Here is a 12,023-nt window from a genome sequence, read left to right as displayed (position 1 = left end):
CTCCTGCCGCGCCCGCGAGTCCCGGGGCGCCGATCAGCGCAGCTGGTTGGCCACGGCGCCGGCTCGTTCGATGTGCCGGGCGAGCGCCGACGCCAACCGTTCTTCGGCGGCGGCCGCCCGCTCCGTCGCCACGAGGCGGCGACGATTGAGCCGGGCCACGGCCTCGGCGAAGGCGGCCTCGGCGCGCGGATCGCCGACGGCTCGCGGCCCGGGGCCGGGCAGTACCCGGTCCGGCGTCACGGCCAGGCCTTGCCGGTCGATCTCGGCCTGCACCGCGCGCCGCTCGACCGCCAACTCGGCCATCGCCTGGGCATAGACCACCAGGGCGTCGGCGGTGCCGTCGATGATCGGCGCCAAGGCTTCGGCCGACCCCAGTGCCCTCGCCGCCTCGCCACGCAGGTGGCGTGGGCACGCCTGTTCGTGCTCATCCGACGCTGTCGCCACAGCGTTGGCCACCTGCGCCGCAGCCGAACGCAACTGCGCGGCAAGCGCATTGACCGAGGGAACATCGGCCGGGATCACCGTGACTCCCAGACCCGCTCGCTCGCCCGCCTCTCCGGACGCGGCTCGGGCCAGCCGGCCCGGACATAACCCGCCTGTGCGCTCACCATCCGCAACGCGTCGGCAAGGGCGTCGATCGCGGCGTCGAGCACCCGCTGCGTGCCCCGGTCGCCGACGACCGGCGTGGCCATCAGCAGGTCCTCGCCGAGGCGCGCAGCCACCAGCTCGGTGTCTGCCACGGCCCGCCTGGACAGGCCCAGTGCCGGTTCGCGCCCCATACCAGCAACTGTAACGAAGGTGGCGACCCGCGACCGAGAGTTATCCACACCCCCGCCGAGACGAGGGCGATCAGTCGAAGAGCCACTCGCTGAGGATCAGGGCCTCGACGTCGAAGCCGGCTTCGACCACCGGCATGGCGAGCTTCTCGATCTTGCCTCCGATGAGCGGAATATTGGCCTTCAGGTCGGCTTCGAGGATCTGGCGGCTGCCCGTTTCGGTCGGATCGACCCGCACCGAGCCGGTCATCGACATCGGGACGCCGGTGATGTCGGCGGTGAGCTTGGCGACATAGCTGCCGTCGGCGCCCGGCGGACCCCAGTCCTGGGTTTCGTTGATGGTCAGCTCCGTGCCGACGATCGAGCGCGCCGTCTCGGGGAAGCCCTGGGTGGACATGACCCGGGAGGTCTGGATAATCGTGCGGTCACCCCGCTCGCTGATCGCAACGGTGTAACTCAACGCGCGGCTGGCAGCGCATTTGGCGTTCTGAAACTCCTCGGTGATCCGCATCTCGAACACATCGTCGGGGTTGCCGACCAGTTCGACCGACGTCGCAATGCGCATGGGAGCACCCTAATGGGAGCCGGCCACAAGGAGCGCCTGCACGCTCGCCAGTTCGGTTGCGTCATACCAGAGCATGTCGGGCTCCGAGTCCCCGTCGTCCTCGCCGACGTGGAAGGAGGCGATCTGGCGAAGCTGGAGAACGCCGGTCAACTCCACCGTCAACGCCCCCCGCTGCGTCGCGTCAACCTCCGGCACGTCCGCGGCGATGACCAGGCTGCGCGTTCCGTCGGCCAGGTCCGCGGCGAGGCCCACGGCCTCGCTGAAGGCGACGTGCTCGCGCTCGTCCCGATCAGCGCGCGGGGTCGACGCGATCAGGTCTGGCGTGACGGCATACGCGATCCGGCCGGTGATATCGACCTGGCGAGCGGTCACCAGGGTGGACAGATCTGCCGCGCGGCCCGGCAGATACACCCGGATCACGCTCATCGGGGGTATCGCCTGGTTGCCGCCAGGAGTTCGGCTAGGGAGTCATCAATCAGACCTGCCAGGACATCGAGATCGGATAGGGCGATCCGGTCACCGAGCAGGCCGTAATGAACTTGCCCGTGATAGCTCGTCATACCGACCGACAGTGACTGCCCCGGGCCAATCGGCATGACCGGGTAGGTGGCTTCGAGGACGGCTCGACCGCAATGCAACTGCGCGGTTGGCCCCGGCACGTTGGTCACGGTCAGCGCGAACAGGCGGCGGCCGACCGCTGCACCCACGCGGGCCCCCAGCGAGTGCAGCCGCGGCGCCGCGAACCCGCCAAGTCCAGCCAAGGTGGCGGCCTTGACGGCGGTGCCGCCACCGAGTTCGCGACGCATCGAGTGGGCCACCTGGAGCAGCCGGACGATCGGAGAGCCTTCCCCGATGGGCAGGTCGACAAAGAGCGGATGCACGCGTGATCCGACGCCGGCCCCGCCGTCCAGCGAAACCGGCACCATCGCCCGCATCGTGCTATTGCCCTGGATGCTTTCCCCGCGGGTCTGCAACCACGAGCGCAGCGCCCCCGTAACGACCGCGAGCGCGACGTCGTGGACATCGATATCGCTCCCCCCAGCGGTGACCTGGCGACGCACTTGGCGATACTCGTCGAGATCTGTGTCCACCATCGCGAAACGTCGCGAGGTTCCGGCACGGACATCCAGGGGGCCGGTCTGGGGCCGGGTCCAGGCCCGGGCCAGCGCGGAAGCGACCGATAGCACCCGCCGACCGTTCTCACGCAGATCCCCGGCGCCGGCACGCACGGTCTCGATCAGGTTTCGGGGACTGCGCATGGCATCGACCAGGGCTCGGCCCACAAGTTCGGTCCGGCTGGGCTCTGGTTGTGCACTCCATTCCTTCGGCGCTCGTTCTTCCTGCTCCCCGCCCGCGTCGATGACCAGTCCGGCCAGTTCGAGGGCATGCGCCTCGTCGATCATTGCCTGGTGGGTCTTAGTCACCACCGCCAACCGGCCGTCCTGCAGTCCCTCGACGATATCGACCTCCCACAACGGATGCGCCCGATCGAGCTGACGAGAGGTCACCCGCGCGACGAACTCGCCGAGTTGCTCACGGTTTCCGGGTGACGGCAGGGCCGAGCGATGGACGTGATCTGCCAGGTCGAATGCGCCGTCGTCAACCCACACCGGGTTTGCGAGGTGGCCGGGGACGGACAACAACCGACGGCGAAACCGTGGGTCGTCATCAAGGCGAAGCTCGATGCGTCGCCGGATGACGTTTGGGTCAAACCCGGCGGGCGCGCGGAAGATGAGCACCTGCCCCACGTGCATCGGCGTTCGAGAGTCCTCAAAGGTGAGGAAGGAGGCGTCCAGGGCGGTTAGGCGGTCGACCACCGGCCCATCGTGACAGACCGCGGCCACCAGCGTCGGATGCGAGTGCTTTTGGGACCCTGGTCCGTCGCATCCAAGGAGCGGGCGAGCTGGCGCACGCGCTCGCGCAGTACCGATCCCGGCGCCTCCTCGGCCAGCACGCGTCCGGCGAGCAGGCACCGATCGGCGCTGGCGCGGTCGTCGGGGAGAAAGGCGCGAACCTCCACACCGGCAAACCGGTCGAGTGCCTCGGCGACGCGGCGCTCCGGAGCCGATCCGACCGCACCGCTGCGTAGGCGGTTGACGACAACGACGGGGTCGCTGCCTGCCACCGCGGACAGATCCTGCAAACCACGCACCAGCCGATGCAGACCAACGGGGTCGGCGCTGCCGACAACCACCAGCTCATCGGCTGCCTCCACGGTCACGAGCGTGGCGCCATTGCGCCGGGGGGCGCGCGTGTCGTAGCTCAACTCCTCGTCGTCATCGAGGCAAAAGGCGCAGTCCACCACGACGACCTGAACGAGCCGACGGGCAACCTCCAGGATGTTGCGCATCGACTCGGCCCGCAGCTCGCTCCATCGCGCGGACGTCGGCAACCCGGTCAGGACCCGGAAGCCGGTTGCCACGGACGGGGTGAGCCGGGCCAGGGTCGGCACGTCCAAGGTGCCCAGCTCGGCGGCCCGGGCGGCGGCCGCGACTCCCGGTGACTCATCGAGCAGACCGAGCACCTGGGCGACGCACGATGCATACGTGTCGGCGTCGATGAGCAGCACGGAGGCGCCGCCGGCCGCGAGCTCGGCGGCCAGGTTGACCGCGACCGTCGTTCGTCCCGGGGCGCCGGCCGGGCCCCATACGGCCACGATCCGGCTCGCAGCGGAGTCGTCCTGGTCGAGGTACTCGTCCGGCGCGGTTGGGCACAGCGCTGCCACCGGCCGGCCGCCGGGCTCCGGCACTGGCTCGCCACCGAGGGCGCCTCGCACCCTCGGATCGGCGAGGCGTTGCAGCAGGGCAGGAAGCTCACCGGGGGCACGCTCGGCGACGACGACGTCCACCACGCCGAGCTGACGCAGCCGGACGTCATCGTCCTCGGTGGCGGTGATGCCGACGACCTGCAGCCCCGCCTCGACGAGCTGGGCCAGCGCATCGCGATCGAGTCCACGGACGGTCGAGACGATCGCGAGATCGCCGAGACCGGCCGCTGCCGCTGCCAGGAGATCGGCCAGGTCGGGGCAGCGACGCACCAGCTGGACACCGCGCTCGTCAGCGAGCAGGGCGGCGATGCCGTCCTCGACGCGATGGTCGAGAGCGGTCAGCACACGTAGGCTCATGACCCGCTCGCCCGCAACGAGCCGGGGACGGCGACCAGCGTCACCTTGGCGCCGGCGTCGATCAAGCCGATGAGTTGGGCGACCCGTCCGGTCGGCACGAGCAGCTGCACGAAGGAGCGGCCCGACGAGCCAAGTCCGGACCCGCTCGTGGAGACCGTCGCGACCGAGACCGCCTCGAGCACTCGGACGGGATCACCGAACTCCTGTGGCCCGGAGCTGGCCAGGCGCTTGTTGGCATAGACGTCGACGACCGACCCGTCGACCAGCGTGGCCGCGGAGACCTGGTCGATGCCCACGGCCAGCGGCTGCACGGCGATCTGGGCGGCCGTCCCGACCGCGGACGCGGGAAGCAGCTCGCCCGACCGGACCTCGCGCAGCACATAGCCGTCGGGTGGCAGCGATTGTGCCGCCCGGAGATAGGCCTCGCCGGTGCGATCGACCTGCACAGCCACCGTGCCCAACGTCCCCGGGTCCAGGCGTTGGCCCGGCACCAGGGTTTGCCGGGCGACGAACACCGGCACGCGGTCGTCCGCCGCGCGCAGTGCTGCCGCACCCAAACTCGTGGACAGCAGCACGAGCAGCAGACCGATGAGCAGCCGGGCGTCCTTCCAGGATGGTTTGCGCAGCCGTTTGGCGACCGGGGCAGCAAGAGCGGTCATCGGACATCCCTCCCAACGAAACCTGCCGAAATCTTGCCCCAAGTTGCCCGGGTCGGCATCTCGACCGTCCACCGGCATGGAGTTATCCACAGCACGGGACGTGCCGTGACCATCTCGCACGCGGGTCATGAGGCAGACTGCGGACATGGCCAAGCGCTTCATCCAGTTGGCAGAGGTGGCCGAGATCCTCGACATCTCCTCCGCTCAGGCCTATGCGCTCGTGCGCTCGGGTGACTTGCCGGCGATCAAGGTCGGCGGGCGTGGGCAATGGCGGGTGGAGATCAGTGAACTCGAGGTCTACATCCAACGCATGTACTCCGAGACGCGCACCTTCGTCGACGCCCACCCCCTGGGATCGAGCACGGACGGCGCACCGTCCTGACCCGTGGCCTCGGCTAGCCGCTCAGCCGGTCTGGATGCTGGTGATGCACGCAAACGGGATCGTACGCACATTGCGCACATTGCGGCTGCGGCGCGCTTCGTCGATCGGGTGCTCGGCCAGGTCGAGGAAGTCCTTGCCAACGACGTCGATCGTTCCCTGAAAACCCGTCCCCAGGACATCGGTGACCAACGCCGGCGCCCGATCGCGGCTGATTCCCCGCAACGCATAACCCAACGCGAAGCGACGCGGCGCGAAGTCGCCCCGATGGGTTAGACCCGTGACCGAGGCGATGGCAGGCAACGGCACTACGAGGGCCCGGGAAGCCCCAGCGGTGATCGCGCACCAATCGCGGCCGACATCGATCAGCTGTCCCTCCACCCGCAGGCCGCCAAGCAGCCGCGCCTGGAGCGGCTGACCGCGGTGAGCAGTGAGCCGGGCGGCAAGGGTCACGCCGGCTCGTTCCCGGCGCGTCCGGTCGGCGACCTCGCTGTCTCGACGACGCCGCTCCTCAGCCTCGAAGGCCATCTCCAGGTCGGCAAACAGCCGCGCCCAGCGCTCATCCGGCGACATTCTCCGAGCCTAGTGACCGGCACCGCCCTGGCCCCCTTGACGAACGCAGTAATCACAGGCAACTATAGGCAAACATAGGCAATCGGTCATTAATTGAGGTGATCACGATGAAATGGCGCCATCTGCTGCTGGGCGGCTTGGGGGTCATCGCCGTGGTGTTGACGTTGTGCGCCGCTCAGGTCGCCGCCACGATCGCCGATTCCGCCCACGCCGACCCAGCGAGCGTCGTGCAGCAGGCGAGTTTGCTGCTGGCTCTCGCGAGCTCCGACGCATTCGTCGTGGCCGTGGCTGTGACAAGCGCTCGTCTGCTCCGCGGGCAACCGGCGCCGTGGCGAGAGCCTCGGCCAGGCCCGCGACGGCTGGTCGCCTATGTCGCCACCGGTCTCGTCGGGCTCACGGCGGCCTCGACGTCGAGCTCGGCAGCCGCCGACCGGCCCGGTGTGGGCGTCAGTCTCGCCACCCGCGGCGGGTCGCCACAGACGGCCCCTGATCCCCTGTGGCAACCCACGGCGTCACCTCCGGACGCCGCCGCACCCACTCGCCAGCCCGAGATCCGGCTGGTCGGCGGACACACCCGGCAGACGGCGGACAGCGACCTCACGACGATCGTGGTCCGGCGCGGCGATTGCCTCTGGGATATCGTCGCCCGAGCCCTCGGGCCACACGCGACCTGGGTGGAGATCGACCGGGCATGGCCGCACTGGTATGCCGCCAATCGTGATGTCATCGGAGCCGATCCCGACCTGCTGCGCCCGGGTCAGCAACTGCAGGCCCCCGGTGGCGCAGGGTCATGACCACCCGCCCGGGGCCTATCCGCGTCCTGCCCATACCCCCTCACCAGCCGCCCGCCCTCCCGCCAGGCGGTGGTCGCGGGAGCGGCCTGCGACCGATGTTCGTCCAGGACGCCCTGGCCCTCGGCTTCCACGGCGACCGCGATCTCGTGGACAACGCGCCCTCGACCCCACTGCCCGATCCCGCCCCGTGGGTGCGAGGCGTTGCCCAAGCCCTCATCGAGGTCATGGCGGGGATACGACCGCCGGCGAGCGTGGTGCGACTGACCACCCCGCCGGTCTATGTCGCCGTCGCTCGGCGTTACGGCGCGACAGTGCGCCGAGCCGCGACTCGGTCGCCGGCGGGGACGGGCCCAGCCGTTGCGACACCGACCGGACGGGGATCTCGGCGCCTGGCGGTCCTGCGAATCCATTGCTCCTGCACCAGGGCGGACACTGCCGAGGTCGCCGTCGTCCTCGTCGACGGAAGTCGCGTGCGCGCGATGGCGCTCGAACTGACCGCGCTCGCCGGGGGTTGGCGGGTCAGCGCCCTCGAAATCGCCTAACTACCCCACGAAGTCACCCGGCCCGGCTCCGATGCGTCGCGATTAGGCCCCGCGGCCGTGGCACATCTTGAACTTCTTGCCCGAGCCGCACGGGCATGGGTCGTTGCGCCGCGCCGTGCTCAGCTGCTCGGCGCTCAGTTCCCGCGTGGCCGGGCCCTCGTCGCGCTCTTCGACGCCGCCGTCCTCGGTCGGCGCCGAGTAATGCAGCTGCTGGTGGGCCGGCCGCTCGTCCAGCCCCTTGGCGCTCACCTGGGGTGCCGGTTCACCAGATCCCGCGACCGCCGCACCCACGGCGGCAGGCGCTGGTGCGTCTTGGGTTTCGAGGCCGCGGAGCATGTCGCCGATCGCCACCGGCTGAGGTGGTGGCGCAGGCGCGGGCGTGACTTGAACCTCGGTGTTGAACAGGAAGCCGACAACCTCCTCCTTGATCGCCTCATTCATCGCCTCGAACAGCTGGTAACCCTCGCGTTGGTACTCGACCAGCGGATCGCGCTGGGCCATCGCCCGCAGGCCGATGCCCTCCTTGAGGTAGTCCATCTCGTAGAGGTGTTCGCGCCACTTGCGATCCAGCACCGACAGGACGACCCGGCGCTCCAACTCCCGCACCGCGGCCTCCCCGAGGTCCTCCTCCCGCGCGTCGTAGGCGTGGTGGACATCGGAGACGAGTTCCTCTCGCAAGGCCTCGTTGCTCACGCGGTCGCGGCCGCCGGCGGCGTCCTCGACCTGTTCCCAGGTGACGCCGACCGGATACAGCGCCTTCAGCGCGCTCCACAGCCGATCGACATCCCAGTTCTCGGCAAAGCCCTCGCCGGTCTCGGCATCGACATAACCCTCGACGACATCGGTCATGAAGTAGCGGATCTGTTCTTCGAGGTTCTCCCCCTCCAAGACCCGCCGGCGTTCGTCGTAGACCACCGTGCGCTGCCGGTTGAGGACGTCGTCGTACTTGAGCACGTTCTTGCGGATCTCGTAGTTCTGTCCCTCGAGCTGGCTTTGCGCGCTCTCAATCGAGCGCGACAACAGCTTGCCCTCGATCGGCGTGTTGTCATCCAGCTTCGCCGAGGTCATCACCCGGTCGACGAAGCCGGCGTTGAACAACCGCATCAGGTTGTCCTGCAGCGAGAGATAGAACCGCGATTCGCCGGGGTCGCCCTGGCGCCCGGAGCGCCCCCGCAACTGGTTGTCGATCCGGCGCGACTCGTGCCGCTCGGTGCCCAGCACATAGAGCCCGCCCAACTCGGTGACCTCGTCGTGCTCGGCGGCCACGTCGGCCTCGGCGGTCGCCAACGCGGCATCCCAGGCCGCTTCATACTCTTCCGGGGTTTCCTCCGGGTCCAGGCCCTTGGCTTTCAACGCGGCCACGGCCCGGAACTCCGGGTTGCCGCCGAGCATGATGTCCGTGCCGCGGCCGGCCATGTTGGTGGCCACGGTGACCGCCGCCTTGCGGCCCGCCTCAGCGACGACGGACGCCTCGCGTTCGTGTTGCTTGGCGTTCAAGACGTTGTGCCGGACCCCGCGACGACGCAGTTGCTCGGAGAGGTATTCGCTCTTCTCGACGCTGACCGTGCCGACGAGGACCGGCTGGCCCTTCTCGTGACGCTCGGCGATGTCGTCGACCACGGCGGCATACTTGGCCTCCTCGGTCCGGTAGACGAGGTCGCCCTGATCCGCGCGGATCATCGGCTTATTGGTCGGGATCGGCACCACCCCGAGCTTGTAGATCGAGTGCAGCTCGGCGGCCTCGGTCTGGGCGGTGCCGGTCATGCCGGAGAGCTTGTCGTACATCCGGAAGTAGTTCTGCAAGGTGATCGTCGCGAGGGTCTGGTTCTCGTTCTTGATCTCGACGGCTTCCTTGGCCTCGATGGCCTGGTGCATGCCGTCGTTGTAGCGCCGGCCGGCGAGGATACGCCCGGTGTGCTCGTCGACGATAAGGATCTCGCCGTTCATGACGACGTAGTCCTTGTCGCGTTTGAACAGCTCCTTGGCCTTGATCGCGTTGTTGAGGTAGCCAATGAGCGGGGTGTTGACCGACTCGTAAAGGTTGTCGATCCCGAGGTAGTCCTCGACCTTGTCGATGCCCGACTCGAGCACACCGACGGTCTTCTTCTTCTCGTCCACCTCGTAGTCGCCCTCGCCGGACTCGAACTCGCCGCGCTGCAGGCGGGTGACCATCTTGGCGAACTGGGTGTACCACTTCGTCGGCTGGTCGGCCGGGCCGGAGATGATCAGCGGGGTGCGGGCCTCGTCGATGAGGATGGAGTCGACCTCGTCGACGATCGCGAAGTTGTGGCCGCGCTGCACCAGCTCGTCCATGGTCCAGGCCATGTTGTCGCGCAGGTAGTCGAAACCGAACTCGTTGTTGGTGCCATAGGTGATGTCCTTGGCGTATTCGACGCGCCGCTGCTCGGGCGTCATGTGCGCGAGGATGCAGCCGGTCTCCATGCCGAGCAGGCGATGGACGCGCCCCATCAGCTCGGACTGGTAGCCGGCAAGATAGTCGTTGACCGTGACGATGTGCACGCCCTTGCCGGAGAGCGCGTTGAGATAGGACGGCAGCGTCGCGACGAGGGTCTTGCCCTCGCCGGTCTTCATCTCGGCAACATTGCCGAGATGCAGTGCTGCGCCACCCATGAGCTGGACGTCGAAGTGGCGCTGGCCCACGGTCCGCTTGGCCGCTTCCCGCACGGCCGCGAAGGCCTCCGGGAGAAGCTGATCGAGGCTTTGGCCATCGGCATACCGCGCCTTGAATTTGTCGGTCTCAGCGCGCAACTCGGCATCGGTCAACGCCTCGAAGTCCTCCTCGATGGCGTTGACCTGGGCGGCGAGATTCTCCAGGCGCTTGACGGTGCGGCCTTCACCGGCTCGCAGCAACCGCTCGACGAACTTGGGCACGCAAGACTCCTGACCGTGTCAACGGGAACCGCACTAGCCTAATCGAGGCTCCACCCGCCCCCCAACGCGTGAGCCGGCGGCGGGGTTCCGTGGGCCGGGAATCCGGTGGCGGCTCGCCGGTGGCTTCGACTTAGATGCTCGTATGCCGTTCCCCGAGTGCGTGCCCGAACTCACCGACGGCGTGACGCGCTTGCGCGCCCACCGCCAGGGCGACGCGCAACGCATCGTCGAGCAGTCCACCGATCCAGACAGCCTGCGCTGGACGACGGTGCCCGCTCCATATGGGCTAATTCAGGCCCAGGACTTCCTCACGGAGATCGAAGCAGGGTGGAACGCTGCGGGCGGCGTCAGGTACTGGGCGATCTGCGCCGCCGCCGATCCGCACGAGTTATACCAAGGCACGATCGACCTGCGCCCGCGCTCCGGCAGCGGCCTGGCCGCCGTCGGCTATGGGCTGCATCCCGAGGGCCGAGGGCGCCACCTGATGTCCGGGGCGCTGCGGCTGGTCGGGCGGTACTGGTTCGAGCAGTGCGGTGGCGCGCGGCTGACGTGGACGGCCATTGGAGGCAACCTCGGGTCGTGGGCGGTGGCCCGATCGGCCGGCTTCACCTTCGACGTCGTGGTGCCGTCGTGCACCGCGCTGCGGACCGGGGAGATCGTCGACGAATGGCAGGGCTCGCGCGATGCCGGGACGCCCGCGCACGCACGGACCCCGTGGCATCGCGCCCCCGCGGCGGCGAGTGTCCGCGCCGCTCACGCCGGGATCCGCTTTCGGGACTGGCGACCCGAGGACGGGCAGTTCCTGGAGGAGCACGACCATCGCGCCCACTGGCTGCCGAGCCGCGGCATCCCGACTCCCGATAGCTTTTCTGCCTGGCTGTCGCGGCGCCGGCTCTACGAGGCGCGTGGGATGGCGTGCGGCTGGTGCCTCGCCGACGCCGAGACCGATCGACCGCTGGGGGATGTCTGCCTTTTCGCCAATGATTCCCCGTTCGCAGCCGGCGGGGTCGCCGAACTCGGCTACTGGGTCTCCCCGAGCGCCCGCGGGCGCGCAGTGGCGCGGGCCGGTGTCGAAGGCGCCATGGCCTTCGCCTTCGCCGCAGACGGGCTGGGGCTGCGCCGGGTGATCGCGGAGACGGCGGCCGACAATGTCGCGAGCAACCGCGTGCTGGAGGTCGCTGGATTCACCATCTGGGGGCGGGAGGCTGAAGCGGTGGCCCCAGACGGCAGCTTCGGCCCGGCTCACCACTGGGAGCGGATCGGCTGACTCGGGGGAGCGTCAGCGCGCTCATGGTTTGTTGGACCGGATCGCGAGGGAGTGCGCCCTGGCGTTGAACAGTTGCCAGCGGGTGACGCGGGCACCGACTTCGCGCTGCCACTGTTGGGGCACCGGATCTGCCGAGCCGAGTCCCGCATCTCCTTGTGACGCGATCTCCCGGCGCGTTAGGGCCGACACATCGAGATCGACCACCATGGGTGCCGACGGCCGGCGGACCGTGATGCGGATCCGATTGTCGGGCTGAGGCATCCAGCTCACTTCGACCTCACCTGTGCGGCTGTAGAGCGGCTCCCCGCTCAGCAATGCCTGCAGGTCCTCGGTCAACGCGGGCGACCCGAGGAACTGCAGGCGAGCAGCCCAGGCGAGCACCGGGTCTCGGCCTTGGACGTTGACGATTCCGTGGCCCATGGGCTCCGGCTACTTACCGATTCGCGGCCGCT

General features: G+C 69.0%; 14 protein-coding genes. 4 read left to right on the top strand and 10 right to left on the bottom strand.

Annotated features, from left to right (window positions below; translation table 11 throughout):
• Nucleotides 1-33 precede the first annotated feature (33 nt).
• From V9G19_RS14825 to V9G19_RS14795, 7 genes are all read right to left on the bottom strand, one after another.
• On the bottom strand, nucleotides 34-522 hold the full coding sequence (locus V9G19_RS14825; RefSeq protein WP_462286169.1) for a hypothetical protein: 489 nt from the start codon (nucleotides 520-522) through the stop codon (nucleotides 34-36).
• Entirely contained in the window at nucleotides 519-779 is a 261-nt protein-coding gene (locus V9G19_RS14820; protein WP_462286168.1) for a hypothetical protein, read from the bottom strand. Before V9G19_RS14820 ends, V9G19_RS14825 begins: the two co-directional genes overlap by 4 nt.
• Nucleotides 780-849: 70 nt before the next feature.
• Nucleotides 850-1,341, bottom strand: coding sequence for a DUF2505 domain-containing protein (locus V9G19_RS14815; protein ID WP_462286167.1), 492 nt, complete (start codon nucleotides 1,339-1,341; stop codon nucleotides 850-852).
• Between the two features lie 9 nt (nucleotides 1,342-1,350).
• On the bottom strand, nucleotides 1,351-1,767 hold the full coding sequence (locus V9G19_RS14810; RefSeq protein ID WP_462286166.1) for a DUF6912 family protein: 417 nt from the start codon (nucleotides 1,765-1,767) through the stop codon (nucleotides 1,351-1,353).
• Nucleotides 1,764-3,158: a wax ester/triacylglycerol synthase family O-acyltransferase gene (locus V9G19_RS14805; RefSeq protein WP_462286165.1), complete on the bottom strand. Its 1,395-nt coding sequence runs from the start codon at nucleotides 3,156-3,158 to the stop codon at nucleotides 1,764-1,766. Before V9G19_RS14805 ends, V9G19_RS14810 begins: the two co-directional genes overlap by 4 nt.
• Entirely contained in the window at nucleotides 3,143-4,465 is a 1,323-nt protein-coding gene (locus V9G19_RS14800) for an AAA family ATPase (RefSeq protein WP_462286164.1), read from the bottom strand. The genes V9G19_RS14805 and V9G19_RS14800 overlap by 16 nt, the downstream gene beginning before the upstream one ends.
• Nucleotides 4,462-5,124, bottom strand: coding sequence for a hypothetical protein (locus V9G19_RS14795; RefSeq protein ID WP_462286163.1), 663 nt, complete (start codon nucleotides 5,122-5,124; stop codon nucleotides 4,462-4,464). The genes V9G19_RS14800 and V9G19_RS14795 overlap by 4 nt, the downstream gene beginning before the upstream one ends.
• 145 nt (nucleotides 5,125-5,269) lie before the next feature.
• Here V9G19_RS14795 and V9G19_RS14790 point away from each other — a divergent pair, with 145 nt between their 5' ends.
• Entirely contained in the window at nucleotides 5,270-5,506 is a 237-nt protein-coding gene (locus V9G19_RS14790) for a helix-turn-helix domain-containing protein (protein ID WP_462286162.1), read from the top strand.
• 21 nt (nucleotides 5,507-5,527) lie between these two features.
• Here V9G19_RS14790 and V9G19_RS14785 read toward each other — a convergent pair whose 3' ends face one another.
• A complete protein-coding gene (locus tag V9G19_RS14785; protein WP_462286161.1) occupies nucleotides 5,528-6,076 on the bottom strand; it encodes a hypothetical protein in 549 nt (182 codons plus the stop codon).
• A gap of 107 nt (nucleotides 6,077-6,183) precedes the next feature.
• Between V9G19_RS14785 and V9G19_RS14780 the strand changes: the two genes are divergently transcribed.
• Together V9G19_RS14780 and V9G19_RS14775 are read left to right on the top strand one after the other, a co-directional pair.
• Nucleotides 6,184-6,870 carry a LysM peptidoglycan-binding domain-containing protein gene (locus tag V9G19_RS14780; protein WP_462286160.1) on the top strand — a complete coding sequence of 229 codons (687 nt, stop codon included), beginning with the start codon at nucleotides 6,184-6,186 and terminating at the stop codon, nucleotides 6,868-6,870.
• A gap of 95 nt (nucleotides 6,871-6,965) precedes the next feature.
• A complete protein-coding gene (locus V9G19_RS14775; RefSeq protein WP_462286159.1) occupies nucleotides 6,966-7,412 on the top strand; it encodes an Rv3235 family protein in 447 nt (148 codons plus the stop codon).
• 42 nt (nucleotides 7,413-7,454) lie between these two features.
• Here the strand turns inward: V9G19_RS14775 and secA are convergent, their stop codons facing one another.
• On the bottom strand, nucleotides 7,455-10,304 hold the full coding sequence (gene secA / locus V9G19_RS14770; protein ID WP_462286158.1) for a preprotein translocase subunit SecA: 2,850 nt from the start codon (nucleotides 10,302-10,304) through the stop codon (nucleotides 7,455-7,457).
• A gap of 142 nt (nucleotides 10,305-10,446) precedes the next feature.
• On the opposite strand from secA, the gene V9G19_RS14765 reads away from it, so the two are divergent.
• The gene (locus tag V9G19_RS14765; protein ID WP_462286157.1) at nucleotides 10,447-11,571 is read left to right on the top strand and encodes a GNAT family N-acetyltransferase; all 1,125 of its coding nucleotides are present in this window, start codon (nucleotides 10,447-10,449) and stop codon (nucleotides 11,569-11,571) included.
• A gap of 21 nt (nucleotides 11,572-11,592) precedes the next feature.
• On the opposite strand, the gene V9G19_RS14760 is transcribed toward V9G19_RS14765, so the two are convergent.
• Nucleotides 11,593-11,991 carry a hypothetical protein gene (locus V9G19_RS14760; protein ID WP_462286156.1) on the bottom strand — a complete coding sequence of 133 codons (399 nt, stop codon included), beginning with the start codon at nucleotides 11,989-11,991 and terminating at the stop codon, nucleotides 11,593-11,595.
• Nucleotides 11,992-12,023: the final 32 nt, after the last annotated feature.

This window comes from Nostocoides sp., from assembly GCF_037045025.1.
GTDB lineage: Bacteria > Actinomycetota > Actinomycetes > Actinomycetales > Dermatophilaceae > Nostocoides_A.
The sequence above is the reverse complement of the archived record's forward strand: the minus strand, read 5'-3'. Positions and strand labels throughout refer to the sequence as shown.